The organism is Streptomyces cadmiisoli, from assembly GCF_003261055.1.
In the GTDB taxonomy this organism is placed as follows: domain Bacteria; phylum Actinomycetota; class Actinomycetes; order Streptomycetales; family Streptomycetaceae; genus Streptomyces; species Streptomyces cadmiisoli.
On the sequence record NZ_CP030074.1, the window covers coordinates 864,784 to 888,772 of the forward strand.

General features: G+C 67.8%; 19 protein-coding genes and 4 pseudogenes. 17 read left to right on the forward strand and 6 right to left on the reverse strand.

The window, feature by feature from the left end:
• Window positions 1-47: 47 nt before the first annotated feature.
• A complete protein-coding gene (locus DN051_RS44210; protein WP_112443414.1) occupies window positions 48-749 on the reverse strand; it encodes a TetR/AcrR family transcriptional regulator in 702 nt (233 codons plus the stop codon).
• Between the two features lie 102 nt (window positions 750-851).
• Between DN051_RS44210 and DN051_RS44215 the strand changes: the two genes are divergently transcribed.
• Both DN051_RS44215 and DN051_RS44225 read left to right on the forward strand, forming a co-directional pair.
• Window positions 852-1,817, forward strand: a complete 966-nt coding sequence (locus DN051_RS44215) for an NAD(P)-dependent alcohol dehydrogenase (RefSeq protein WP_112443320.1) — start codon at window positions 852-854, stop codon at window positions 1,815-1,817.
• 393 nt (window positions 1,818-2,210) lie between these two features.
• Window positions 2,211-2,549 (forward strand): ATP-binding cassette domain-containing protein, encoded by a 339-nt coding sequence (locus tag DN051_RS44225; protein ID WP_425471813.1) that lies wholly within the window; start codon window positions 2,211-2,213, stop codon window positions 2,547-2,549.
• A gap of 16 nt (window positions 2,550-2,565) precedes the next feature.
• Here DN051_RS44225 and DN051_RS44230 read toward each other — a convergent pair whose 3' ends face one another.
• Window positions 2,566-3,177: a TetR/AcrR family transcriptional regulator gene (locus DN051_RS44230; protein WP_112443321.1), complete on the reverse strand. Its 612-nt coding sequence runs from the start codon at window positions 3,175-3,177 to the stop codon at window positions 2,566-2,568.
• Window positions 3,178-3,346: 169 nt separating this feature from the next.
• On the opposite strand from DN051_RS44230, the gene DN051_RS44235 reads away from it, so the two are divergent.
• The 3 genes and pseudogenes from DN051_RS44235 (at window position 3,347) to DN051_RS44245 (ending at window position 5,614) form a co-directional block, all read left to right on the forward strand.
• The gene (locus DN051_RS44235; RefSeq protein WP_112443322.1) at window positions 3,347-3,892 is read left to right on the forward strand and encodes a hypothetical protein; all 546 of its coding nucleotides are present in this window, start codon (window positions 3,347-3,349) and stop codon (window positions 3,890-3,892) included.
• Between the two features lie 419 nt (window positions 3,893-4,311).
• Complete coding sequence (locus DN051_RS44240; protein ID WP_162625227.1) at window positions 4,312-4,728, forward strand: IS3 family transposase; 417 nt, start codon at window positions 4,312-4,314, stop codon at window positions 4,726-4,728.
• A gap of 48 nt (window positions 4,729-4,776) precedes the next feature.
• A pseudogene (locus DN051_RS44245) lies at window positions 4,777-5,614 on the forward strand (transposase).
• Here the strand turns inward: DN051_RS44245 and DN051_RS44255 are convergent.
• A complete protein-coding gene (locus tag DN051_RS44255) occupies window positions 5,548-6,597 on the reverse strand; it encodes a hypothetical protein (protein ID WP_112443326.1) in 1,050 nt (349 codons plus the stop codon). The pseudogene DN051_RS44245 and the gene DN051_RS44255 sit on opposite strands and share 67 nt — an antisense overlap.
• Window positions 6,598-7,411: 814 nt before the next feature.
• On the opposite strand from DN051_RS44255, the pseudogene DN051_RS44260 reads away from it, so the two are divergent.
• A pseudogene (locus tag DN051_RS44260) lies at window positions 7,412-7,519 on the forward strand (MerR family DNA-binding transcriptional regulator); the annotation flags it as partial.
• A 259-nt stretch (window positions 7,520-7,778) separates the two neighbouring features.
• Here the strand turns inward: DN051_RS44260 and DN051_RS44265 are convergent.
• The gene (locus DN051_RS44265) at window positions 7,779-10,718 is read right to left on the reverse strand and encodes an AfsR/SARP family transcriptional regulator (RefSeq protein WP_112443327.1); all 2,940 of its coding nucleotides are present in this window, start codon (window positions 10,716-10,718) and stop codon (window positions 7,779-7,781) included.
• Between the two features lie 271 nt (window positions 10,719-10,989).
• Here DN051_RS44265 and DN051_RS44270 point away from each other — a divergent pair, with 271 nt between their 5' ends.
• The 4 genes and pseudogenes from DN051_RS44270 to DN051_RS44285 all read left to right on the forward strand — a co-directional run bounded on the left by DN051_RS44270 (window position 10,990) and on the right by DN051_RS44285 (window position 12,255).
• Window positions 10,990-11,493 (forward strand): peptidoglycan-binding domain-containing protein, encoded by a 504-nt coding sequence (locus DN051_RS44270; protein ID WP_162625228.1) that lies wholly within the window; start codon window positions 10,990-10,992, stop codon window positions 11,491-11,493.
• Between the two features lie 198 nt (window positions 11,494-11,691).
• A pseudogene (locus tag DN051_RS46170) lies at window positions 11,692-11,778 on the forward strand (helix-turn-helix domain-containing protein); the annotation flags it as partial.
• Window positions 11,754-11,957, forward strand: a pseudogene (locus tag DN051_RS44280) (transposase); the annotation flags it as partial. The pseudogenes DN051_RS46170 and DN051_RS44280, both read left to right, overlap by 25 nt.
• Window positions 11,958-12,027: 70 nt before the next feature.
• Window positions 12,028-12,255 carry a hypothetical protein gene (locus DN051_RS44285; RefSeq protein ID WP_112443329.1) on the forward strand — a complete coding sequence of 76 codons (228 nt, stop codon included), beginning with the start codon at window positions 12,028-12,030 and terminating at the stop codon, window positions 12,253-12,255.
• A gap of 80 nt (window positions 12,256-12,335) precedes the next feature.
• Here the strand turns inward: DN051_RS44285 and DN051_RS44290 are convergent, their stop codons facing one another.
• Entirely contained in the window at window positions 12,336-13,322 is a 987-nt protein-coding gene (locus DN051_RS44290) for a helix-turn-helix transcriptional regulator (RefSeq protein WP_112443330.1), read from the reverse strand.
• A 170-nt stretch (window positions 13,323-13,492) separates the two neighbouring features.
• Here DN051_RS44290 and DN051_RS44295 point away from each other — a divergent pair, with 170 nt between their 5' ends.
• The 5 genes from DN051_RS44295 (at window position 13,493) to DN051_RS44310 (ending at window position 20,315) form a co-directional block, all read left to right on the forward strand.
• Window positions 13,493-16,945 carry a S8 family serine peptidase gene (locus DN051_RS44295; RefSeq protein WP_112443331.1) on the forward strand — a complete coding sequence of 1,151 codons (3,453 nt, stop codon included), beginning with the start codon at window positions 13,493-13,495 and terminating at the stop codon, window positions 16,943-16,945.
• A gap of 269 nt (window positions 16,946-17,214) precedes the next feature.
• Window positions 17,215-17,604, forward strand: a complete 390-nt coding sequence (locus DN051_RS44300) for an IS3 family transposase (RefSeq protein WP_053764205.1) — start codon at window positions 17,215-17,217, stop codon at window positions 17,602-17,604.
• A 232-nt stretch (window positions 17,605-17,836) separates the two neighbouring features.
• The gene (locus DN051_RS47120) at window positions 17,837-18,493 is read left to right on the forward strand and encodes an IS110 family transposase (RefSeq protein ID WP_246041238.1); all 657 of its coding nucleotides are present in this window, start codon (window positions 17,837-17,839) and stop codon (window positions 18,491-18,493) included.
• Window positions 18,430-18,849 carry a transposase gene (locus DN051_RS47125; RefSeq protein WP_246041239.1) on the forward strand — a complete coding sequence of 140 codons (420 nt, stop codon included), beginning with the start codon at window positions 18,430-18,432 and terminating at the stop codon, window positions 18,847-18,849. The genes DN051_RS47120 and DN051_RS47125 overlap by 64 nt, the downstream gene beginning before the upstream one ends.
• 59 nt (window positions 18,850-18,908) lie before the next feature.
• Window positions 18,909-20,315, forward strand: a complete 1,407-nt coding sequence (locus tag DN051_RS44310) for an IS1380 family transposase (protein ID WP_112443332.1) — start codon at window positions 18,909-18,911, stop codon at window positions 20,313-20,315.
• 714 nt (window positions 20,316-21,029) lie between these two features.
• Here DN051_RS44310 and DN051_RS44320 read toward each other — a convergent pair.
• On the reverse strand, window positions 21,030-21,431 hold the full coding sequence (locus tag DN051_RS44320) for a peptidase inhibitor family I36 protein (RefSeq protein ID WP_079002224.1): 402 nt from the start codon (window positions 21,429-21,431) through the stop codon (window positions 21,030-21,032).
• Between the two features lie 745 nt (window positions 21,432-22,176).
• On the opposite strand from DN051_RS44320, the gene DN051_RS44325 reads away from it, so the two are divergent.
• Together DN051_RS44325 and DN051_RS44330 are read left to right on the forward strand one after the other, a co-directional pair.
• Window positions 22,177-22,560, forward strand: a complete 384-nt coding sequence (locus DN051_RS44325; protein WP_159054328.1) for a peptidase inhibitor family I36 protein — start codon at window positions 22,177-22,179, stop codon at window positions 22,558-22,560.
• 133 nt (window positions 22,561-22,693) lie between these two features.
• Window positions 22,694-23,791, forward strand: a complete 1,098-nt coding sequence (locus tag DN051_RS44330) for a hypothetical protein (RefSeq protein WP_246041240.1) — start codon at window positions 22,694-22,696, stop codon at window positions 23,789-23,791.
• The last annotated feature ends 198 nt before the right edge of the window (window positions 23,792-23,989 follow it).

Here is a 23,989-nt window from a genome sequence, read left to right on the forward strand (position 1 = left end):
AGCGGCCACACCCATGTCCACGCAGATCGGACCCCAGATTCCGAGCTCTAGGCTGTCGAATTGCGTCGAACCCGGGTTGGGGGCCGCTGCCCCTGGGGACCGTCAGTCGCAATCGGGAGGCTGCGCAGTGTCAGTGCGGCCGGCGGGGGCAGCGGTTTGTTGGCCTTGTCGGTGCGGAACGACTGGAGCAGGTAGGCCACCAGGCGCCGGGACGCCGCTTCGTCGTCCGGCAGGGCGGTCATCAGAGCGCAGTGTGCCAACAGGACCACGCCGAGGTCGGACGGGTGAAAATCGGTCCGCAGCGCGCCCGAGGCCTGGGCCCTGCGTACCAGGGTCGTGAGGTCCCGCTCGGCTCGTTGCCGGGACTGCATGTGTTCTGACGTGCTTTCCGGGAAGGCCGCGACGAACGCGGCCGGGAACCCGCGTTCCTCCCGTTGCAGAGCGCAGACCGTCTCGACCAGTTGCTGGAAGCCTTGCCACGGGTCAGGGGCGGCCAGAGCCTCGGTGAGCGCCCGCGCGCAGGACTCCATCTGCTGCGCGAATGCGTCTCTCACCAGGGCGTCCCGGGTCGGGAAGTGCCGGTACAGCGTCGCCACGCCGACCCCGGCTCGACGGGCCACAGTCGCCATCGGGGCGTCGATTCCGTGCTCGGCAAAGACCGCGCGGGCGGCGCCGAGGAGGCGCTCCCGGTTGCGCCGGGCGTCCGCCCGCACTGTGTCCCGGGCTGTGATCCGAGAGGATTCCGCCATCACTGTCTCTCGCTTCCGGTCCAAACGGACGATTGCGTCCGCTTACGAGTTTACGGTCGATGCCAGATCCCAGTACGGCCCCCGGACGGCAAAGGCAGAACGATGAACGACCGCATGATGAAAGCAGTGCTCTACGACCGCTACGGCGGACCCGATGTGCTGTACACGGGCCGCGTGCCACGCCCCGAGCCGACCACCGGCGAGGTCCTTGTGAAGGTGCGCGCGTTCAGCGTCAACGGCGGCGAACTGGCAGCCCGTGCCGGCCGTCTCCGCCTCCTGAGCGGCCGGAAGTTCCCCAAGCGCATCGGCTTGGACTTCACCGGCGAGGTCGCGGGACTGGGTGCCGGAGTCACACGGTTCGCGGTCGGCGACCGCGTATGGGGGGTCCTCGGCCGCACCTCCGGGTTCGGCAGCGCCGCCGAGTACGTGACCGTGCCCGCCGAGCGGGTCGGCCGGCTCCCCGACGGCCTTGACCTGGTGGAGGCCGCCGCACTGCCGGTGGCCACCACGGCCATCACCGCGCTGCGGGACAAAGCCGGGCTGCGCCCCGGCGAACGACTCCTCGTCCGGGGCGCGGCGGGCGGTGTCGGCAACGCCGCCGTCCAGCTCGGGCGGGCGTACGGCGCCGAGGTCACGGCCCTGGCCCGTGCAGCCAACCTCGACTTCGTCCGCAGGCTCGGCGCGCACAAGGCCGTCGACCACCGGACCGTGCGGCCGGCGGAACTGGGCCGCTTCGACGTGGTCCTGGACACCGCGGGGACCGACCTGCGGGCCTTCCGGCGCCTGCTGAATCCGCACGGGCGCATGGTCACCATCGCCTTCGACACGAAACGGCCTGCGGCGTCGCTCGGCTACATCGCGGCCAGCACGGTCCACGGACACGGCCGGGTGCGCTTCTTCAGCGGGAACCCCACGCGGGCGGACTTCGACGACCTCGCCCGCCATGTGGTCGAGGGCAAGTTGATCCCTGCGGTGGACACGGTCTTCCCCCTGGAGGAGACAGCAGCGGCACACCGGGCGCTGGAGGCGGGCGGTGTCCAGGGCAAGTACGTCGTCAGGGTCGCGTAAGCGCCTGTGAGGGTACTGATCACAGCCACTCGTTGATGGCAGCAATGAGGACCGTCGCCTCGCAGCGGACCGCCGGTTTGTCGTATTGCGTGGCGACGGCGTGGCGCCTCTTGAGGCGGTTGATCCCGCGCTCTGAGGCTGACCCTTTGGAATGGACACCCTGACAACGAATCTTGATGGTCCAGGCAGGGATGCCCACGTGGGACGCAAGTCTCCGTATCCGGAGGAGTTCAGGAAGGACGCGGTCGCGCTCCACCGTGCCGCGGTCGGGAAGTCCACGCTGCTCGCTGTGCTCGCTGTGCTCGCCGGCCACGGGTGAGGTGCGGGGGCGATCCGGGCCTGACGGTCGGCCTGCTGGCCCAGGACACAGTCTTCGCACGTCCGCAGCGCACCGTGTGTGGCACCTACGACTCGTTCCTCGGCGCCGAGCGTGCGCAGGCCGTACCGCTCCACTCCCTGGGCCTGCTGCGGGAGGCGGATCTCGACAGGCCGGTCGGGCACCTGTCGGTGGGTCAGCGCCGCAGCCGCGCCATGGCGTTGCTGCTGGCGCGGCCGCCCGAACCGCTGCTGCTTGACGAACCGACGAACCACCTGTCGCCCGCGCTGTGCGACGAACCGGAGGGCGCCCTGCACTCGGGCCCGGGCACCGTCGCGCTGGCCGGTCATGACCGCCGGCTGCGCACCCGTTGGGAGGGACGTGAGTTCCGGCTGCCTGACGACGGCCGGGCTTGACCCCGACCGAGGGTGCTCAGCCGGTCCTGTTCGGCTCGGTTGCCGAGTCGGTGCCTGTCCGAAGGATTCCTTCGACGCCTCCCAGAAAGGTCTCCGAGATCAGTCGCGGGTCGAAGAGGCAGCCGGCCGCCATGGCGCCGTCCCTGAGCATCACGAGGTGTCGGCCGGCTGCGTCCGCGGGCGCGCAGCCGGCTCCTTCCAGCAGCTCCGTCATGGTCTCGAGGAACCATTGGCGATGGGCCAGCACAGCCTGATGGATGGGGTGAGCCGGGTCGGGATACTCGGCGGCCGCGTTGAGGAAGGCGCAGCCGCGGAAGCCGGGGGACTGGATGCCGTCCGTGATGGACCGGCAGGCGGCCCGGACCTTGTCGACCGGTGACTCACCGCTTGCCTGCGCGGTCGCGATCTGCGCCCGGATCCCCTGGTCGGCCAGGCCGAGATAGGCGAGGACGAGTTCTTCCTTGCCCGCGAAGTGCCGGTAGAGCGTCGCGCGGGGCACCTGTGCCTCCGCGGTGATCCGGTCGATGCCGACGGCATGGATACCTTCGGTGTAGAAGATCTTCGTTGCGGTGCCGAGCAGCCTGGCTCGTGGTTCCGATGTGCTGCCGCCCTGGGTGCCCCGACTCATGGATCGGAGGTTACCAGACGATGAGGGAGAACGTTCGGTCTTGACGGTGGTCACAGAGCGCCCTTAGATGCAACGAGACCGAACGTTCTCCCTCGTCTGCTTCGCATCCCAGCCCGCACCCGATGGCCGATCTCTCCAGCACTCGTGCCCTGCCACCGAAAGGCCCCCCGTGGACACCCTCGTCGTCACGACCCCCACCAGCGCCCTGCGGAAGCTCTACTTCACGCGGTTTGCCTTCGCCGTCGTATGGGCCGGGCTGCTGTTCGCGACAGCTGACGCGCTGACTCCGCTGAGCGCGACGCTCCTTGTGCTCTACCCCCTGTTTGACGTGGCGTGCGCCGTCGTCGACGTCCGGTCCGCCAGGACGCACGACGGCCCGGTACGCCATCTGTACCTGAACATCGCGCTCAGCACCCTGACCGGTGTCGGCCTCGCCGTCGCGGCCGCGTCCGGTATCCCCGCGGTGCTGCGTGTCTGGGGTGTCTGGGCCGTCACCGCCGGCATCGTCCAGCTCCTGGTCGGCGCACTGCGACGCCGTATGGGAGGGCAGTGGGCGATGATCGCCAGCGGCGCGATATCCACCGTCGCCGGTGCCTCCTTCTTCGCGCAGGCGGGCACGCCCGACGCCTCCCTGGGTAACCTGGCCGGCTACGCCCTCCTCGGAGGGATCTTCTTCCTCGTCGCCGCCCTCCGCCTGGACCGCGCCGCAAGGTGACGTGCCCCTGGCCGCCCCGGACGCCGCGGGCCCGACCGGTGTTCCCCCCGCCGGCCAGGCCCGCGGCTCGTTCCCGGGGCGACCTGTTTGCCCTTCTCCCGACTCCTCCATGGATCGGGGAGCGGACCTCAAGGGACCGGCCGACGTCTCATCCCCCGTCCGGCCCGGCCGGATCACCAGGTGCGTAGCCAGATCGATGCGCTGGGCGCCCTTGCCGGACTCGCCGTTTCTGAACAGCATGCGGGACGCCTCCTTCGCCATCTGGGGAGGCGACTGGTGCACCGTGGTGAGCGGCGGGCGGCCCTCTTCGCAAAGGAGTCGACGAAGTAGCCGCGCGCTACGCGTTCATCGACGCGGAGAAGGCCACCGAGAACAACCCGGGTGGTCATGGTGTCACCTTGATGTGCAGGGTGTTCGGGGTGTCCCGTTCGGGCTACTACGCGCACTTCGCCGCCCGGCCGGCGGCCGAGGAACGCCCCCGTCGGGAGGGCGAGCTGGTTGCCGAGATCCGGCAGATCCACGCGGCGTCCCGCCGCGCATACCGTGCCCCGAGGATCACCGCGGCGCTGCGCAGGAAAGGACGGCGGATCAACCGGAAGAGGGTCGAGCGGCTGATGCGCGAGCGCGACATCCGCGGGATCACGCGCCGCAAGCGCCGCGGCCTGACCCGGCCGGGCAGGAAGGCGGCCCCGTCGCCGGACCTGGTAGGACGCGACTTCACCGCTGCCGAGCCGGGCACCAGGCTGGTCTCGGACATCACCTACGTGCCCACGCTGGCCGGCTGGTGGTATCTCGCCACGGTCATCGACCTGGCCACACGCGAGGTGGTCGGATAGGCGATGGCCGATCACCACCGCGCCGAGCTGGTCGTCGACGCACTGAAGATGGCCGCCGCCGCGGCGGCCTGCAGAAAGGGTGCTGCCCTCGACCGCGTTCACCGGGGACTGACCGTGCAGGGATTCCAGCCTGTGGAACACGTCGTCGACAGCGGCTACATCTCTCCGGACAGCATCCACCAGGCCTCCCAACAGTGGGGCATCACACTCTTTGGGCCGGTCCGTGACGACCCGCAGGCGAGCAAACGGCCCGGCTTCGCCAACCAGGACTTCCACATCGACTGGCAGGCCCGCACGCTGACTTGCCCGAACGGCGTGACGAGCCCGGCATGGAAACCCACACTGGGCGACGGCCACCCCCGGCTTTCCGTGCTCTTCCCGCGCAAGGCATGCCGCGAATGCGCTGACCGGCTCAAATGCACCGGCAACGTCGACGGCATGGGCCGCCACATCTTTTTGATGCCCCAGCCTCTTCAGGAGATCCAGACACAGCACCGGGCCGAGCAGACCACGGCGGAGTGGCGCCGACGCTACGCGATCCGCGCCGGGCTGCGAAGCCACGGTCTCCGACACGGTGCATGCCCGTGGCCTGCGGAACTGCCGCTATAGCGGCATGGCCAGAACCCACGTCCAGAACGTTCTCACCGCAGCCGGAACGAACATCGTCCGGCTCAGCAAGTACCTCTCGCCCGGCTTCACACCACCCACCGACCCCGGCCCAGTAGCCGATTCCAGAGCTTCTGCAGCAGCCTGCCTACCTGAAGATCACCAACAGCATCCGGGAAGCGAGCCAGAACCCGTTCTCGTGGACAAAGCCACTCACGGGAGCAGTTCGATGTGCGGATGGCCCGGGGATTCCGGACAGACGTGGAGTTGGAGGTCGTAGCCGCCGATGATGTCGAGCAAGGTGAAGTTGCCGTCCTGGGCGCCCAGAGGAGGCGGGGCCGGGTTCGTCCGTTCCTCCTCGGCGATCCAGGACTTGCTGATGCCGTCCCATTCCGAGGAGGCGATGGTGAGGAGCGGGACCTGTTCGGTGCCGCACTCGGGGCAGGGGCGGGGCACAGGGTCGGTGCGGGGCCAGCTGCTCCAGCCGCCGGTCTTCCAGCCGGGGGCGGTGGAGAGGTTGCCCAGGTAGAGCTCGCCCGGGTCGTCCGCGTACGTGTTGTACCGCGCGGGTTCGATCGACTCCCAGCGGCTCATGTCGTCCAGCTGGTCCCGGAGCTCCTTGTCCAGCTCCCTGGGGTGGGGGAATTCGGTGACCTGCTCCGGTGAGAGCAGGCACGGCGCCGGGAGGTAGTAGCCGTCCTGGACGATCGGCGGCTCGGGCGGTGCGTCGAGGACGGCGGCGACGGTGGCGGAGGAGCGCCAGAAGAGTGCGGTCCGGGGGTGGGGGTGTTCCGCGTGGTGGAAGGGGCACCACAGGACTTGGAGGAGGTCCGCGCCGGACGGGCACGGGAAGGGGACGTCGCGGGCGTACAGTTGGGCCACGGGCAGCAGGGGGATCGGGCCGTTGAACCACGGGCGGCCCGCCCTGATCCGCTCCAAGGTTTCCAGCTCCTCGGAGGTCCGGTCGGGTGCCTCGGGGTCGTGGTGCAGCCGCTCGGCCGATGCGGCGCGGATGCGGCGCAGGAGCCGGATGTCGTCCGGGGAGTGGACCACCGGCGCCGCGCGTCTGTCGTGCGGCTCGTTGCAGTGCGGCCACGGTTCGTCGGCGGGCCACAGGAGCGGTCCGCCGACGGAGCTGTCGTGCACGGTTGGTGACCCCGGCCGGGGGTGGAGTCGGGTCGCCGTGCGTGCCAGCGCGGCCAGTTGAGGGAAGAGCGCGGTGACGTCGAACGGCCGCGGTGGGGTGGTGCGGATGGCGTTCATAGCCGGGATGCTGCCAGTAACGTCTGACAATGGGCGTACCGCGCCACGTCAGCCGACACCAGATAGCTGCCCTACGTCAGCAGGCGGACCAGGGGAAGATGCCGGTGATATGGGGTCCGGCCAGGTAGATGGTCGCGGTGTTCTCGTAGCGCGTGGCGATGCCGCGCTACTGCTGCCGGCGGTTGATGGACCGTTCGACGGTGTCGCGCTGTTCATAGGTCTCGCGGTCGAACGCCGATGGTCTCCCGCCCCGATTTCCCCCGCCGCAGCCGATGGCCACGTTGACCTGCCGGCATGGGGATCACCGCACCGATGGCGCGCTTGCTTGCTGATGGGGTGGTGCGCCCGCGAGCGCTGAAAAGCAACGTGGAGTTCGACGCGACTGCAGGTCAGTCCAGTGGGTCGGGCCGTTTCACTGGCAGGCAGTAGGTCGCGAAGCCTCGCTGTTCTGCTGCGGCCCAGAATCACTTCGCTGACGGAACCCCCGACGGCACGCCCCGCCGCTACGTCCCGGTATGCCATCCAACCTCCCCATACCGGTTGTTTCGCGTGGTCGATGAGCGTGGGTGCTGCCCGGCGGCCGGTGCCTACGCTCATGGCCTCCCTCGAACGGGGTCCCGTCAAAGGGCCGTGTCTGGCGATGGAACATCCGGCGGCCCGGGGGAGTTGGAGGCATCATGCAGCCTGCCTCGGCGCCGTGGCCGGCGGCAGGGCGAGATATGACGGGTTGGCGATTGTCGGGCACGGGGAAGGCCCGTCTGGTGCCGGGGTCTGCTGGACCTTCGACTCGGGTTGAAGGTTTACCGTCGGCGGTGTGACGACCTACCGCATCTCGCAGCTGGCCAGGCGCTGCGGCGTTCCGGCCACGACGCTGCGTTTCGATGAGAGTGCCGGACTGCTGCCGGCTGAGCGGACCGGGTCAGCTTCCACGGCGGCCGGTCGATTTCGAGACGGTTCGTGAAACTGCTCAAGTGGGTCAGTTCGACTGCGCAGGCGGCCGTGCTCCACTCCGCAAGTTTCACGTCGTTCCCCTCCGCCGGCGTCAGCAGGGCGGCGAAGCCGCCTATGAGATCGACGGGTGCGGTGACCTCCAGGCAGGCACGGCGATCTTCTCCAGTAGAGCTGACACCTTCGGGCGAAGTGTTTCGGGTGCTTCTCGTCGCCGACGTCGGGCGTGCAGGTCAGGCCGCCGGGGTTGTCTGATTGGCGGCAAGCGCCGCTTCCAGCCTGGCCCGTGTTTCCTCAGCCCGGGCTGCTCGGTGCTGGGAGACGTAGAGGGCGAGCGCCTGCTGCCAGGCGGCCTCGGCCTGAGTCTGCTCGCCCAGGGCGTGGTGGGCTTCGGCCAGGCTGCTCAGAGTGATGGCCTCTTCGTACGCGTCACAGCGTCTGCGTTGCACCTCGAGAGCCTGCCGGAAGTAACTGGCGGCCTGTCCGGGTCGGCCTGCGCGCATACTGATGTGACCGAGGCTGTCAAGCGCCCCGGCTTCACCCTGGGTGAAGCCATGGTTCCGGCAGGTCGTTAAAGACAGAAGGCAGCTGGCATGTGCAGCCTCGTACTGGCCGAGGCCCGCCTGGCACCAGCCCAGCGTGTTGTACGCGTTCGCCTCCCACAGTTGGTGGCCGGCACGCACGTACAGGTCGAGCGACCGAGCGGCGTGCTCAAGCGCGGCTTCGGATTGGTCGGCGTTGTCCAGTGCCATGACGATGCCCTGGTGGGTGTGTGCCTGGTTGAGCAGGTCGTCTGTGCGTTCGGAAAGGAGCAGTGCCCGGCTCAGGTGCTCGAAGGTCTCCGGCCCGGTCCGGCCCGCGAGCAGTAGCGCCGAAGCCACCGCTCGATGGGCCAGTCCTTGAAGTCTCTCCGCTGTCGGCCCCTGTACTTCGAGCGCAGCCGCCAGACCGGTCTCGCTCGTCTCAAGGAGATCATGGACGTGGCCGCACCGGCGAAGGAGCAGGTGGGCATCCCAGCACAACCGCCACGCTTGGGAGTGCAGCCCCAGGGTGCCGGCGAGGGTGGCCGTGCCCAGCAGGCAGGACCGTTCGGCTTCGAACCATCGCGCGGCCTCGGCCGAGTCTTCCGGCTGGCGGGCGTGGTCAGTGGGCTCGGGAGCGTGCCCGGCGGCCACCGCCGACGAGGTGCCGTAAGGGTCCATCAGCGCCCGGGCCGCAGAGGCGGCCTCGACGTAGAAGCCGGTCAGGGCTGTGAGAGCTGCGGTACGGACCTCCAAGGACCCACTGTGCGCGCCGCGCTCCGCGGCGTACAGGCGCACCAGGTCGTGCAGGCTGTACCGTCCCGGTATGTGCTGCCGCAGAAGGTGGGCGTCTTCCAATGCACGTAGCAGCACACGGGCACGGACCGGTGGCAGCCCGGTGAGAGCTGCTGCCGCCGGCAGACCGATGTCATGGCCGGGAGCCAGGCCCAGCAAGCCGAGGAGCCGTGCCGCATCGGGGAGAAGAGCACCGTAGGAGGTGTCGAACACCGCCCGCAGCGACGTGCTCAGATCGCCTGTGTCAAGAGCGTCGAGCCGGGTCCCGGCCTGGTCAAGTTCCGCTGCCAGCGTGGCGAGCGGAAGCTGCGGGTCGCCGACTGCCCGGGCGCAGACCACGGCCAGGGCGAGGGGCAGTCTGCCGCACGCCGCGATAAGCGAGGCGGCCGCTTCCGGCTCGCCCGACACGCGCTGTTTGCCGAGCCGGTCGGCCAGCAGGCGGGCCGCTCCGTCGGGAGTGAGTGGCTCCAGGACGAGAAGGTGCGCTCCTTCAGCTGCGATGAGGCCGGTAAGCCGGTTGCGGGACGTGATCAGCACGGTGCAGGAAGAGGAACCGGGCAACAACGGGCGTACCTGTTCGACGTCACATGCGTTGTCGAGGAGCACGAGGATTCTCCTGCCCGCGGTCAGGCTGCGGTACAGACCGGTCTGCGCCTCGAGGTCCGCCGGGATGACCCGAGGGTCGACACCGAGGGCGGACAGGAACAAGCGCAGTCCCTCCTGCGGGGTCAGGGGGGCTGTGCCGGGGTCGAATCCGCGGAGGTTCACATAGAGCTGGCCGTCAGGGTAGTGCTCCAAGTTGGCATGAGCCCAGCACAGAGCCAGTGACGTCTTCCCGGTGCCGCCCATGCCGCAGATCACGGTGATGGGCGATGTGCCGGCGCTGCGGGCCGCGTCGAGCGCGGTCTGCTCCCGTGCCCTGCCGGACAGCGAAGAAGGCGGGAGGGGCAGCTGGCTGGGTACCGCGGGGGAGGATGCCGCTTCTTCCCGGGCTTCGGGGAAGTCGGGGCCGGGCGTGCGGCGATCACGAGACTCAGTGGCGCGGGCTTGCGCTGCTTGGATGTCCGAGTCCTGCGAGACGATCAGCTTTCCCACCGGAGCCGTGGGCGAGCCGAGGATCTCCAGATGCAGCCGCCTCAGCTCGGGAGCCGGGTCCGTGCCCATCGATTCCGCCAGCTCCCGGCGCAAGTGTTCGTACAGTTCCAGCGCGTGTGCTGTGCGGCCCTCCTGGTGAAGTGCCAGCATCAACTGGCCGACGAGCCGTTCGTGGGTGGGGTTCGCCTCGACCCTGGAACGCAGCTCCACCAGCAGTTCGGCCTGCCGTCCCTGGCTCAGCAGCAGGTCGTTACGGGCGATCTCGGCCTGAAGCCGCTCCTCGCCGGTGTGCGCGCGGACCTCGTCGAGCCAGTCGCCCTCGAGTGAACCGAACGCGCTGCCGTGCCACAGTCCGAGTGCCGTCTCGAGCAGAACGGCCGCTCTCGCGCTGTCGTTGACCGCCAGAGCGCGGGCCTGCGCGGTGAGTTCCCTGAACTGGTGCAGGTCCATGGTGACATCGTCCGCGGGATTGTGGCTCAGGCGCAGCACGTATCCCCCGCTCCGCCGCTCGATCAGCATGCGTTCCCCAGCGGGCTGTAGGGCGGCGCGCAGGCGGGAAAGGTAGCTGTGCAGGGCCTGGCGTGCACCGTTGGGCGGGCGACCGTTCCAGACCCGGTCTGTGAGACGGTCGGCGGACACCACATTGTTCGCGTCGACCAGCAGACTCGCCAGCACGGACTGTCGCCTTGGGGGACCAAGTTCGGCAGGGCGCCCGTCGATCTCCACGTGGAGGCCGCCGAGCACGGAGACACGAACCGTCATCGAGCAACTCCCGTCCCACCGCAGCCCCTGTAGTTGCCCTCCTCACGGCACCGCAAGGATTCCACAAGGAGGTGGCAAGCGTACTCCCCGACGCTGGACCCGAGCCCTGCAGGCCGATGCGGAGGGCGGTGAGGCTTGCGGCACGTGGCAGGAGCCGCTGGCCCCGCACTCGCCGCACCGGGGATGGGCCCAGAGCGGACTTGCACGGTCCCGCACGGACGCCGTTGCAACTGCTCGTACAAACCAGTCGGTTCACTGACGAAGGATGGACATGAGTACTCGCAGAAGTCACCGTCTCGCCGCCCTCACCACCACGGGCGCCCTGCTCACGGGCACACTCGCAGCGGCGTTCGTCGCGACCCCTGCGGCATCGGCTCACGGCACCTATCGGCACTGCACCACTACCGCCAGCATGTTCGTCGACAACAACCGGGATCTGAGGGCGCCGCTCCCGTGGGGTTACAACGAGTCCACCCCGACCTCCACCTGCTACCTGACCAACGGCGATGTCGGCAGCAGCACCGATTCCGCAGTCACGGCTCTGCAGCGAGCACTCAACAAGTGCTACGGGGCCGGTCTCACGCTGGATGGGGCTTTCGGCGACCTGACGGAAGCCGCCCTCAGGAGGGCGCAGAGTGCCTCGGGCGCGACGGTCGACGGCGAGTACGGTCCCAACACCCGCGACCACATCCGATGGCCGGTCTACCGGGAGAGCACGGGGCAGTTCGTGAAGTGCTCCAAGACGTCGAGCATGTCCTCGGTATACATCCCCTGACCTGCCCTTCAACTGGTTGAGCACGCCGAGGTAGCGACGCGCCGTCCCGGTCCCGCAGGGGCGGCGCGTGCTTGGGCGAAGCCCGCTCAGTTCGGCTGCACTGCTTCGTGGGGTCCCACAGTTGTACGCGGGTGAGTGCGTGGGTGCGGCCGTCGAGAGTGAGGCAGCCGACCGGGTGGGAGGGCAGCCAGACAGAAGATCCGCGCCGATCTGAAGAAGGCGTACAACAAAGGAGCCTCGCTCCGGACCCTCGCCCAGGGCTGCGGCCGTTCCTACGGCTTCGTCCGTGGGACCGGATCGAGCCGTTGTTGCCGGCCGATACGGTCCGTGGCCGGCGGTGGGCCGATCACCGTCGAACTCTTGAGGCCATCGCGTGGAAGTACCGCACCTGCTCGCCTTGGCGGGACCTTCCGGACGAGCTGGGTCCGTTCCAGACCGCTCACAGGCGACTGATCAGGTGGGCCCGGACATAGGGACGTCGGGTCGCATAATGTAGAGAGGCACCTTCCCAGTCCAGCGTGACAGCATGCGGCAATGGCCTTCCGGTACCCCGACGGTGACTACGCGATCACCGCGATGTACTCCGTGCCCGATGACGCCTGGTATCTGGAAGGCGACGACGCCAAGAGCCACCCGCACCGGATTTCCCACTGTGCGTGGCACGCCCTGACCGTGGCCGTCGACCACCTTCAGTGCTGGCGGTCCTTGGTTCTCGTCGAGCACAGCGTGAGTGGGACGGAGGGCATGGAGCCGGCTGCCTGACCCCTGCGGAGGCGCGTGCCTCCGGTCCCGCAAACGGCGGCGCGGGCAGGGAGGCGTCGCGCGAAACCCATGGTCGCCGATCAGATCCAGCCGCGGCGGGTGGCTTCCATGGCGAGCTGGAAACGTGTCTGTGCGCCGAAGCGGCGCATGAGTCTGGTGATGTGTCGCTGGACGGTGCGTTCGCTCCAGCCCAGCGCCCGGCCCGCCGACCTGTCAGTGGCTCCCGAGGCGAGCAGGGTCAGCAGCTTCTCCTCGTCCTGTGACAACTGGTCGGGGAGGAAGTCCTCGTCTGCGGGCGGCGTGAACGGCCGTATCTGCACACTTCGTTCCCAGACCGACTCGAACAGCGCCACCAACGCGTCGAGCAGGGGCGAGGGGTGGATGACGTACGACGCGGTGACGGCGTCGTCGCCGGGCCGGAGCAGGGGCAGCATGGCGATCCGGTCGTCGGATATGGCCAGCTTCGTCGGCAGGCCGGGGGCGATGCGGGCCTGTTCCCCCCGGCGGATCCCCGCTGTCACGTCCTCCAGCCAGCCGGGTAGGTCGAGCACCGAACTGTCGTATATGACACGGTATTTGACGCCACGTCCGAGCAGTTCGAGTTCGGTTCCGTTGGGCTCGGAGTGGCCGGCCGCCGCGGCGTACGGCGGGCAGTCGAAGCCACGCACCTGTGTGCGGGTGGCCCGCTGCATCTGTGCCCAGTTCCGGTTGACCTCGTCCCGGTCCGAGATGACCTCGACGAGTTCGCCGGGATGCGCGAAGCGACTGCCCGCGCGATAGAGGGCCATCAGATCCGACAGTTGGGAGCGCACACCGTTCAACGCCCGCTCACGCTCGCGCAGTACGGCTTCCAGACCACTGTCGGGCGGGACCGCAACGTAGGTGACGGGACGCCCGGGTGCGGTCGAGGCCAGACCGAGGCCGACCAGTGACCGCAGCGAACGAGAGGTCACCTGGGCGCTGAGGCGGCAGTCGGCGGCAAGTTCCGCCGTGTTGGCCCGGGTCCTTCTGATCAGGGCGTCGTAGACGGCTTCGTCGCGCTCGTTCAGGCCGATGGCCTCCAGCATGGGGTGGCACCCCTTTCCACGTCGTCTCTGCCTGTCCGTTTCCTGTCAGCTGACGGGAAGTCGCCGCCCGTTGATCTTGTCATGGGCTCCGGCCGGATGTCAGCGTTCGGCCAGCTACGTGATCGACCCGACCCCACGACGTTCAAACGCGTCGCGTAAGGAGTGCACCCATGCCGCTCCCGGCCCATCCGCCGCGCGGACAGCGCCGGCGCAGAGCCCTGTTGTCCGCCCTGGGCATATGCACCACCGTGTTGCCGGCCGCTCCCGCGTTCGCGCAGGACGCCGTGCCCGGACCCGCGTTGTCGGCGGCCGTCCGAAGCAAGATCGACCCCGGGCTGCTGAAGCGGATGGACAACGCCGAGGCTCGCGGCGACGGACGTGTCGTCGCGGCCGTGGTGCTTCGGCAGGGCACCACGACCCCTAGAGCGGGTGACAGCACTGCCGCGGTGCGCCGCGAACTGACCCGCGGCGCCGCGTCCGACCAGGCTCCCGTCGTGGACCTTGTGAAGGCCCGGGGCGACCGCGTGCTCAACACCTTCTGGCTCAAGAACATGGTCCTGGTCGAGGCCGGGCCGCAAACCCTCGGCGACATCGCGGCGCTCGCCCCGGTCGACCGTGTCATCCCCAACTTCACCCTCAAGACCCCACCCGGCGAGAAGGCGGACACCAGGACGTCGGCCGTCGCCCGCGCCACCGCGCAGGCGGCCACCTGGGGTGTCACCAAGATCGGCGCCGACCGGGTGCACAGCGAGCGGAAGCTCACCGGCGACGGCGTCCGGGTGGCGGTCCTCGACACCGGCATCGACATGAACCACCCGGACCTCGCGGGCAAGCTGGCCGACGACGGGTCCGACGACCCCGCCCGCCCCGGAGCCTGGATCGAGTTCGGCACCGACGGCAAACCGGTCCCGGGGTCCCTGCCGCACGACAGCAGCTACCACGGCACCCACGTGGCGGGCACCATCGCCGGCGGAGACGCCTCCGGCACGCAGATCGGCGTCGCCCCCGACGTCGACCTGATGGGCGGCCTCGTCATCCCGAACGGCACGGGAAGCCTCGCCCAGGTCATCGCGGGCATGCAGTGGGCCGTCGCCCCCTACGCGGCCGACGGCACCCCGGCAGGCCGGCCCGCGGACGTCATCAGCATGTCACTCGGCGGCGACGGCTACGCCGACGAACTCGTGGAGCCGGCACGCAACATCCTGCGCGCCGGAATCTTCCCGTCCTTCGCCATCGGCAACGAGTGCTTCCGAGGCTCGGCGAGCCCCGGCAACGTCTACGAGGCGGTTTCCGTCGGCGCCACGGACTCCGCCGACAACGTCGCCGACTTCTCCTGCGGAGAGGTCGTCGACAAGAGCGACTGGAGCGCCCCGCCGGCCGAATGGCCCGACACCTACGTCGTGCCCGACGTCTCCGCACCCGGCGTCGACGTCCTGTCGACCCTGCCCGACGGCGGCTACGGCACCCTCAACGGCACATCGATGGCCACACCGCACGTCTCCGGCACGGTCGCCCTGATGCTCCAGGCACGACCGGACCTCACCGTGGACGAGGCACTGGCCGTCCTCACCGGCACATCCGTCTCCGACGACCGCTACGGCGCGCGCCCCAACTCCCGCTACGGGCACGGTCGCATCGACGCCTACGCGGCGGTCGCGGAGGCGTCCCTGCGCAGCGGTGTGCGGGGAACCGTCACCGACGGCAGGACCGGACGGCCGCTGGCAGGCGTCACGGTCACGCGCACCGACACCGGCCGCAGGCTGACCACGGACGAGGACGGACACTTCACGATCCGTCTCGCGCCCGGCAGCCACAAGCTGGGCCTCTCCCGATTCGGGTACGTCGAGACGGAGACCCGGCAGCAGGTGAGCGCCGACCGTTTCACCGACGTCCGTCTGAAGCTGGCGCAGACCCGCCGCGGATCGGTCACCGGCACGGTGCGGTACGAGCCGACCGGCACCACGGTGCCGGGAGCGACGGTCGCCGTCCTGGACGTCCCCGACGAACTGACCGCGGTGACGGACCGAAACGGCCGCTACACGATCCGTGACGTACCCGTCGGCGCCTATCGGGTGAGGGCGGCGGCGCCCGGCATCTCTCGTTCCAAGCCGCTGGCCGTGAAGGTCGACGGCCGCGCCGGCACATCCCGGCGTGCCGACCTCGATCTGCCGCGTCCGCCCGCCACCGACCGGGTGTCCCTCACGACGCAGGGCAACCAGTCCAACGACGACGTGTGGTGGCCCGAGGTGAGCGACGACGGCCAGGTGGTGGCCTTCACCAGCCAGGCCTCGAACCTCGTCCCGGGTGACACCAACGGCAGCCTCGACATCTTCGTGAACGACCGGCGCGCGCAGACCACGCACAGAGTGTCGGTCGCCACCGGCGGCGCCCAGGGCAACGACTTCTCCCTCACTCCCACCCTCAGCGGCGACGGCCGTCATGTCGGTTTCAACAGCGCCGCCACCAACCTGGTCCCCGGTGACACCAACGGGCAGACCGACGCGTTCGTCCATGACCGGTCGACCGGCACCACGGAAAGAGTGTCGGTGGCGTCGGACGGCACACCGGGGAACGGCCTGTCGTCGCCGCCCTCGCTCAGCGGCGACGGCCGCTACGCCGTGTTCCACAGCGACGCCGACAACCTGGTGCCCCGTGACACCAACAACGACACGGACGTGTTCCTGCACGACCGGCGGACCGGGACGACCGTCCGCATCTCGCAGGCCCGGTCCGGCGAGCCGGCACAGGGCAACTCCCGGGAGCAGTCGGTCAGCGCCGACGGCCGGTACGTCGCCTTCCAGAGCACCGCGGGCGACATCGTCCCCGGTGACACCGACGGCCTGGCGGACGTCTTCGTCCACGACCGGGAGACGGGAACCACGACCCTGGCCGGCCGACCCGACGGCGAGAACACCAGCCCGAAGATCAGCGCCGACGGCCACGTGATCGCGTTCAGCAACGACGGGCAGCTCCACGTCCACGACCTGCGCACCGGTGCGATGGAGCAGGTCTCCGTCAGCGGCAGCGGCCAGACGGCCGGAAGCTGGTCCTTCGGGGCGTCACTCAGCGGGGACGGCACCAAGGTCGCCTTCTTCAGCTACGCGGCCGATCTCACCCGCGACGACACCAACGGACGGTCGGACATCTTCGTACGGGACCGGACCGCCGGCACCACGACACGGATCTCGGGCGGCCCGGAAGGCGCCGAGGGCGACGGCAGCTCCTACATGGCGTCCATGAGCGGCGACGGCCGGCACGTCGCGTTCGAGAGCACCTCCGCCAATCTCGTCGGGGACGACACCAACCGTCACTCGGACGTCTTCGTCCACGACCTGTACGCCGGTCCCGAGCCGCGCTTCGCGCTCGACGACCTGTCCGTGAGCCCGTCCCGGGTCCGTCCCGGGGCGCCTGTGCGCGTCACGGCCCGCGTCAAGAACGTCGGTGAGAAGGCGGGGACGTACTCAGCCGTCCTGCTGGTGGCCGGAGAGCCCGACCAGCGCCGCTCCGTGACGATCCGCGCCGGCAAGGACGTACAGCTGCAGTTCACGGTGCGCCGTGACATCACGGGCACGTACACCGTCGGGCTCGGTTCCTTGACCGGAGCGTTCACGGTACGCAAGTGACCGACGGGGAACAGTGGTTCTGCGGCCGGGCTCCGTCCGGCCGCAGCACCTTTTCTCCGCAAGGGTGATGACACGGCACCAGGTGCGCTCTCCGGCCTCCGGCCGGGGACCGCGCCGACGGCCTGAGCGCAACGCGCGCTTCGACAGTCATCCACACCCACGCACAGGCCTCGCTGGTCCGGGGATCTTCGAGAACTCGTCCCGTGCGGTATGGCTGCCCGGTCCGGCGAACCGCCTCGAGTGTCTTACACGGCGCCTTCGCCGACCACATGCGCGCCGACCTCGTCGTCGACGCCCTGAAAGCGGCCGAACGGACCCGTGACAGCCTCGCCAGCGCCCTTTTCCACACCGATCACGGAGCCCAAGGCAGCCGGGCCTTCGCCGAAGCCTGCCGCGAAGCCGGCGTCACCCAGTCCATGAGCGCGGTCGGTTCCAGCGCGGACAACGCACTCGCCGAGTCGTTCAACGCGACCTGCAAACGGGAGACCCTCCAAGGCCGCCGGGCCTGGGACACCGAGCGCGAGGCCCACCTGGACCTCCTTCGCTGGCTCCACCGCTACAACACCGTCCGACGCCACTCCCGCCTCGGACACCGCAGCCCCATCGCCTACGGGCGAGCACTCCGAACAACATCAACTACGCTGGCCGAAGCCGCATAACAGTGAGGATGTACGTGAGCGTTCCTCGGCGGGGTCTGACCCACCGCATAACTGACGCAGGGTCCTCAACGGGATTTGTCGGCCCGGCCGGGGGACGCTCGCCCGCATCTGTCGGGCCGGGGGACGTGACTTCATAAGAGCCTGGCCAGAGGCCCCATCGCTGTTTTGTCCGCCCTCCCGGCCGACGGGTGCCATCCCGCCCGGTCGATTGGAGAGGACGGCACAACCCACGATGGCTCAGCATGAGGTCGAGGTCACCGGTGGCGTCGACACCCACAAGGACACCCACACCGCAGCCGCGATCGACTCAGCCGGCCGGGTCCTGGGCTCAGCCCAGTTCCCCGCTTCCGCGCTTGGCTACCGCAAGCTGCTGAGCTGGCTCCGCTCCTTCGGCATCCTGCTGATGGTCGGGGTTGAGAGAACTGGGGCCTACGGGGCTGGTCTTGCTCGCTACCTGCGCGAGCATGACGTGAGAGTGGTGGAGATCGACCGCCCGGACCGCAAGACCCGTCGCTGGCAGGGAAAGTCCGACCCCGTCGACGCGGAAGCCGCGGCCCGGGCCGCGCTCGCTGAACGCCGCACTGGGGTCCCGAAGTCCCGTGACGGCAGGGTCGAGGCCCTGCGGGCCCTGCGCGTCGCCCGCCGCAGCGCGGTCCAGCAGCGGGCCGACGTCACCCGGCAGATCAAGAACCTGATCGTCACCGCGCCGGAAGGTGTCCGCACCATGCTGCGGCACCTGAAAGACAAGACCTGCTCGCCATCTGCGCGGGCTTCCGTCCCCACCCGGACCAGGCCGGCGATCCGGTCACCGCGACGAAAACCGCCTTGCGCTCTCTCGCCCGCCGCCATCGCGACCTGGGCCGTGAGATCGACGAACTGGACGAGCTGATAGCCCCGCTCACCCAGGAGATCAACCCGGCGCTTACCGAGTTGAAGGGCGTCGGCCCGGAAGTCGCCGGCCAGCCGCTGGTTACCGCGGGCGACAACCCCGACCGGCTCCGCTCCGAAGCGGCGTTTGCCATGCTCTGCGGCGCCGCGCCGCTGCCTGCCTCCTCCGGCCGAACCCACCGTCACCGCCTCAACCGGGGCGGGGACCGGGCCGCAAACGCGGCCCTCTACCGGATCGTGCTCTGCCGCCTGCGCTGGGACCCACGCACCCGCACCTACATGGAACGACGAACTAACCTCGCTGTTTCGCTTGGGGTTGGTGGCTGCCGAGGCGAAAACGCGAAAGTGCCTTCCTGACCTGGAACGATGAACCTTGCTGAGGGGTTCTGTCGGTCCAGGCGGAGGGCACTTTCTACGTGCAGGGTATCGGGTTGCGTCCCAAGATCTATGTCAGTGCCGATGGTTCGGGGGTGGTCGGTCGTGCCGGGACACGGTTGCTGGCGGATCTTGCCGATGCCACGGGGCTGACCGCCGCGTACTCCACCGCGCTCAGGCCGTTGCGGCCACGCGGGACCGGACATGATCCAGGACGAATCACCACCGACCTGGCGGTGATGCTCGCCGACGGCGGCGAGGCGTTTGCGGACCTGGCCGTACTGCGGGACCAGGCCGAAGTGTTCGGCTCGGTTGCCTCGACACCGACGGCCTGGCGGCTGCTCGCCGACATGGACGAGCAGGCACTTGCTTCGCTGCGTTCGGCCCGCGCTTCGGCTCGGGAGGTCGCTTGGCTGCAGGCCGCCGAGAACGGTGAGGGCATACCCGCTGCCCGGGCCGCGGGTCGTGTGCTGCCCGGCCTGGTCCTGGACCTCGACGCCACGCTGGTGGCCTGCCACTCGGAAAAGGAGGCCGCCGCGCCCACCTACAAGGGCGGTTTCGGGTTCCACCCGCTGGTGTGCTTCCTGGCCAACACCGGCGAGGCGCTGTCCGGGCAGCTGCGGCCCGGGAACGCTGGCGCCAACACGGCCTCCGATCACATTGCGGTCCTCGACCAGGCACTCGCGCAGATCCCCGATGCCCACCGGCACGGCACCGACATCCTGGTCCGCACCGATAGCGCCGGATCCGCGAAAGCCTTCCTCGCTCACGTCCGTGACCTGCGCAAACGAGGAATCCGTACCTTCTTCTCGGTCGGATACGCCATCACCGAGCCGATCCGCCGCGCCATCCGGGCCATGCCCGACCGCCTCTGGCATCCCGCCCTGGACCAGGACGGGACACTGCGTGATGGCACCGAAGTCGCCGAGCTGACCGGCATGGTCGATCTGGGCGGCTACCCGGCCGGCACCCGCTTCATCGTGCGCCGCGAGCGGCCACACCCAGGAGCACAGCTGTCGCTGTTCGACCTGGACGAGGGACTGCGTCACCAGGTCTTCCTCACCGACACTCCCTATCCCGGTGGTGGTTCGGCCCAGTTCCTCGAGGTCCGCCACCGCGGGCATGCCACCGTCGAGGACCGCATCCGGTGCGGCAAGACCACCGGGTTCGGCCGTTTCCCCTCCCGCGACTTCGGTGTCAACGCCGTCTGGCTCGAACTCAGTCTCACCGCGATCGACTTGCTGGCCTGGACGTGCCTCCTGCTGCTGGACGGGGAGATGGCCACCGCCGAGCCGAAGAAGCTCCGCCACCGACTCCTGCACGTCGCCGCCCGCCTCACCCGCGGCGGCCGGCGACTACGCCTGCGGATATCGGCGACCTGGCCGTGGAGACACGAACTCGCCACGGCTTTCCACCGCCTCGCCTCACTGCCCCGTCCCGCCGGCTGACCAGCAAACCCCAGACCGCCCACGACCCGAAAGACCTTGGAGAACCCGGCCCGAGCGTCGGGCCTTCGCCATACTCACCGGCCGACCAGCGACCGAAATCATCGGTCGACCGCCACCAGACCAGCTCAGCCACCCGAAGCGAAACAGCGAGGCTAAAGAGGGTCTGTCGAAGAAAGAGATCATCCGCTGTCTCAAGCGGTTCGTCGCCCGCGAGATCTACCACATTCTGACCACGACGAACGCCTCAGCAGCGGCCCCAAGTCACCTCACGACCGCTGCTTGACATGCATAAGAGCATCCCGTGTTCAAAATCAGGGGTCAAGGCCCCAGCAGACACCCAACAGATCCTGCCGACCTAACACCCAACTGCCAAGCCGCACAACGAATTTCACTCTGAAACGATCAATAGGACCGATCGTGGCGATCGGAGGACGAAGTCGGTCGCATCGCCCCCAGCGGAATCCACCACTTCAGACACAGCTTGGTCGCCAGGTGCCTAAGTGCGTGAAAGAGTGGTGCTCCCACCAACTTCGTGTGCGTGAGAGGACGATGAGCACTTCCAGGCGACTGGCCGCCTGCATCTCTCAGCTGGTGCTCGGCCGGTTTCCAGCACCCTCCAGAACCGATCAGGGTGCGGGTAGTCGGCGTAGTTGCCGATACGATCATGCGAAATGGTCCGCCGAACTGATCGGCGGACCATCACAAAAGCCGAGGCTAGCAGAAAGAACTGATCTTGTCGTTCATACCGAAATAGCCAAGGTTTTCGTGCCAGCCCGGGTCAACCCGGAGCCGCTGCCCCTGGTAGTTGGTGTCAGCGTACGCGTAGAAGCTGCTCGACTTCCTACTGATGATGGACGAGATGCTGTCGTTGAGGTTCTTACTACCTCCCTGCGGGCCAGCGTAGTAGTACTGCTTCAGGTTGGCCAGGCAGCCAACCGAACCCAGATTGGCCTGCGCGCCATTGTATGACGTGTGCTCAAAAACACACACGCGTCCATTATCTGGCGGGCAGTCAAAAGGGCCCGCACTTGCTGTAGGTGCCGAGATCAACATGCCACCGGCAGCCAGGGCTGCCCCAGCCAGCAATGAGACCATGGCCCGCGCTCGCGACTTCATCGTGCTTACTCCGTGTCTCTACGATCGAACGGCCCTGATCCTAGCCAGCAGATTTACTGAACCCATAGAACATGCGCGACATTCGGTAGGACTTAGCCGAGAGATACCCGCCACGACTTCAATATGTACGAGGCGGCCTACCGCTCGTTGACAGTGGCATCCCTGTCACGGAGGACCACGTCCCGATCAACGTCCAATGGTTGTCCGGCCGATCATTCATCGCCGGGGTCTGCCTGTCGGTTCGATCACACGCAAGACCCGACTGAGCTTTGGCCGACCCAGTACGGCACAGCCGTGCCATACCGCGCTGCAGCGGTGCTTCTCACGCCAGTGGAACCGTGACAACGATCCTCTCACCAGCGACCCTGTGACCTCCCCGAGGGCGGGCCGCGTCACCTCCGCGCATCCGCAGCAGGACACAAAAGGTGCCGCGGGCAAGAGGAACATGATCACCTCTCGCCGGAACCAACTAGGCAACGAACGCATGCCAGTTGATAGCCGTCCCGCGCCTGTCACGCATTCAGCGCTCGACTGCCTTGCGGATCACATCACCCGAAGCGGCCACCGCAAGGAACAAGGGCTACGCCGCGCAGAGTGCATCAGATACGGTGATCCTGCTCACATGGCGTGCACGTTCTATCCAATTCATTCGGTTCGGTCTAAAACTTTGGAGGTCGGACCGTAAATGAGCGGAGCAGTTAACATGAAGTTGAGAGCAAGTACGCTGATCGCGACAGTATCCGGAGTGGCAGTCGCCGTCAGCGGTTTGCTGGTCTCGGCGCCCACGGCAAGTGCGGCCGGTAATGTCGGCCCATGCTACGCAAACAACTTTTGCGTCTATTACCACACGTCGTTCACCGGTCCGCAGAAGATCGCTGGCAACATGAACATACCTGACTTGAAGAAGGTCAGGTACGACAACAGCAGCACCACCATGAATGACAACATCTCCTCGGTGATCAACGCCCAGCCCGGGTACAACGCCAATGGGAACGGCTCCATCGGCCTCTACGAGCACATCAATCTCGGTGGTGGCTCTGTGTGGATTGCGCCGGGCAAGTCGATGGCGAACCTCGGCGACCGAAACTTTAATGACAAGGCTTCTTCCATCTGGGGAATCGGCCCGTGATGCCGGTGCTTTAGCGCTGCAGGTACAAATTAGTCTGTAGCCGCTCGCACATTGCACGTGTGGCCCGTCGGTGTTCTGACGGGCCACACATATCGTTTGATCCCTCGCTACCTGCGGTAGGGAAGGATGGATCATGGAAGAATTTGATTCTGGTGGTTGCGTTATGAGGTTCGCCGCCTCTTGTGGACGTCAGAAGTGGCAGATGGCTGCCCTATCGCTCGGCGTGGGAATCGCAGTTCTTACCGGTTGCGGCTCTATTAAAGATAGCGAGGGGCCAAGCGCTCAGCAAATGGTGCTCACTCTTGAAGGGCTACTTCCCGAGGGGGACTCTTCACAGCAGCAGGGGCACGGGGTGCAGGAAAAGAGTGGTGACCTCGGCGCCAAGCTCCATTTTCGCAGGAACGGGAAAACGTCGACGGTTTCGGTCGCACTGCGTAAGCTGGGTGACGCTGAGATTGAGCAATGCCCGGACACTGCGTATTTTCCCTTCAGTCGTTGTACCGTAACGCGACTGCCAGATGGGGCCAAGCTGGCGGTAAATCGATCACCTGAAGATGATTCCCACCCATCGGGGCCTGAAATCTTCACCGCTGTGGTTACCTACGCCGGGGGCAAACAGGTCATGGTCGCACAGACCGACGTGCGGTCTAATGGGGAGGGGCCTGCTGATGTCAAGAAGTCTCCATTGACGCAAGAGCAGGTCACTGCCATCGCAACCTCCACCGTGTGGACGCCCATCTTCTCGAAGATGCCCGAGCCGCCAGAGCAACCGCTTCAGTCCCCGGTGATGACTGGACAACAGATCGCCCGCACCATCACATCGCTGCTTCCTGCTGGACTGCGCGCAACTGACCCTGGTGGTTCCGACGGGTTCGGACATGTAGCGGCCGATGACGGCCATGGCAAGGGCCTCGTTGCCGTGAACGTACAGAAGTGGGATCCACACGACGAGGCCATGAAGGAAGTCTTCAAACAAGGTTCGAAAACCTTGGCCGATGGCACCCGCATCAGGATCGCCAAGGGGCCCGCTCTGGGGGACGGAAAGAATGCCGTTGAATGGACGGTTGACACTCTCCGGAAGGACGGCTTCCGCGTCGTGATCATGACCGTCAATGCCAAGGCCTATAAGCTGCCCGCTGGCCGCAGTGAGCCGCCGCTTACCATCCAACAACTTCGGCAGATCGCACTCAGCGGGGTCTGGCGGTCCTCTGCCAACCTTGGGACTTCATAGCTCGAGCTGCCGACGGGAACAAGGGTTCGAGGTTCGTTCTGTTCCAGCTGGATCTTGCATTCTGAGCTGGTGGTAGTGACTGCCCTGCATCGAGGCGAAAGATGAAGTCGGTGAACGGCAGGCCGAGTTGCGGCGATTGGTGGTCGAGTGGTGGGTTCTGCGGGCTGCTGGCCGGGGGGTCGTGCAGTTTGCCTGGTT

Excerpts from the sequence above, each read along its gene's own strand:
- DN051_RS44210 (WP_112443414.1), bottom strand. The coding sequence starts at position 749 with ATGGCGGAATCCTCTCGGATCACAGCCCGGGACACAGTGCGGGCGGAC.
- DN051_RS44215 (WP_112443320.1), top strand. The coding sequence starts at position 852 with ATGAACGACCGCATGATGAAAGCAGTGCTCTACGACCGCTACGGCGGA.
- DN051_RS44230 (WP_112443321.1), bottom strand. The coding sequence starts at position 3,177 with ATGAGTCGGGGCACCCAGGGCGGCAGCACATCGGAACCACGAGCCAGG.
- DN051_RS44255 (WP_112443326.1), bottom strand. The coding sequence starts at position 6,597 with ATGAACGCCATCCGCACCACCCCACCGCGGCCGTTCGACGTCACCGCG.
- DN051_RS44265 (WP_112443327.1), bottom strand. The coding sequence starts at position 10,718 with ATGACGGTTCGTGTCTCCGTGCTCGGCGGCCTCCACGTGGAGATCGAC.
- DN051_RS44270 (WP_162625228.1), top strand. The coding sequence starts at position 10,990 with ATGAGTACTCGCAGAAGTCACCGTCTCGCCGCCCTCACCACCACGGGC.
- DN051_RS44285 (WP_112443329.1), top strand. The coding sequence starts at position 12,028 with ATGGCCTTCCGGTACCCCGACGGTGACTACGCGATCACCGCGATGTAC.
- DN051_RS44290 (WP_112443330.1), bottom strand. The coding sequence starts at position 13,322 with ATGCTGGAGGCCATCGGCCTGAACGAGCGCGACGAAGCCGTCTACGAC.
- DN051_RS44295 (WP_112443331.1), top strand. The coding sequence starts at position 13,493 with ATGCCGCTCCCGGCCCATCCGCCGCGCGGACAGCGCCGGCGCAGAGCC.
- DN051_RS44300 (WP_053764205.1), top strand. The coding sequence starts at position 17,215 with ATGCGCGCCGACCTCGTCGTCGACGCCCTGAAAGCGGCCGAACGGACC.
- DN051_RS47120 (WP_246041238.1), top strand. The coding sequence starts at position 17,837 with ATGGCTCAGCATGAGGTCGAGGTCACCGGTGGCGTCGACACCCACAAG.
- DN051_RS44320 (WP_079002224.1), bottom strand. The coding sequence starts at position 21,431 with ATGAAGTCGCGAGCGCGGGCCATGGTCTCATTGCTGGCTGGGGCAGCC.
- DN051_RS44330 (WP_246041240.1), top strand. The coding sequence starts at position 22,694 with ATGGAAGAATTTGATTCTGGTGGTTGCGTTATGAGGTTCGCCGCCTCT.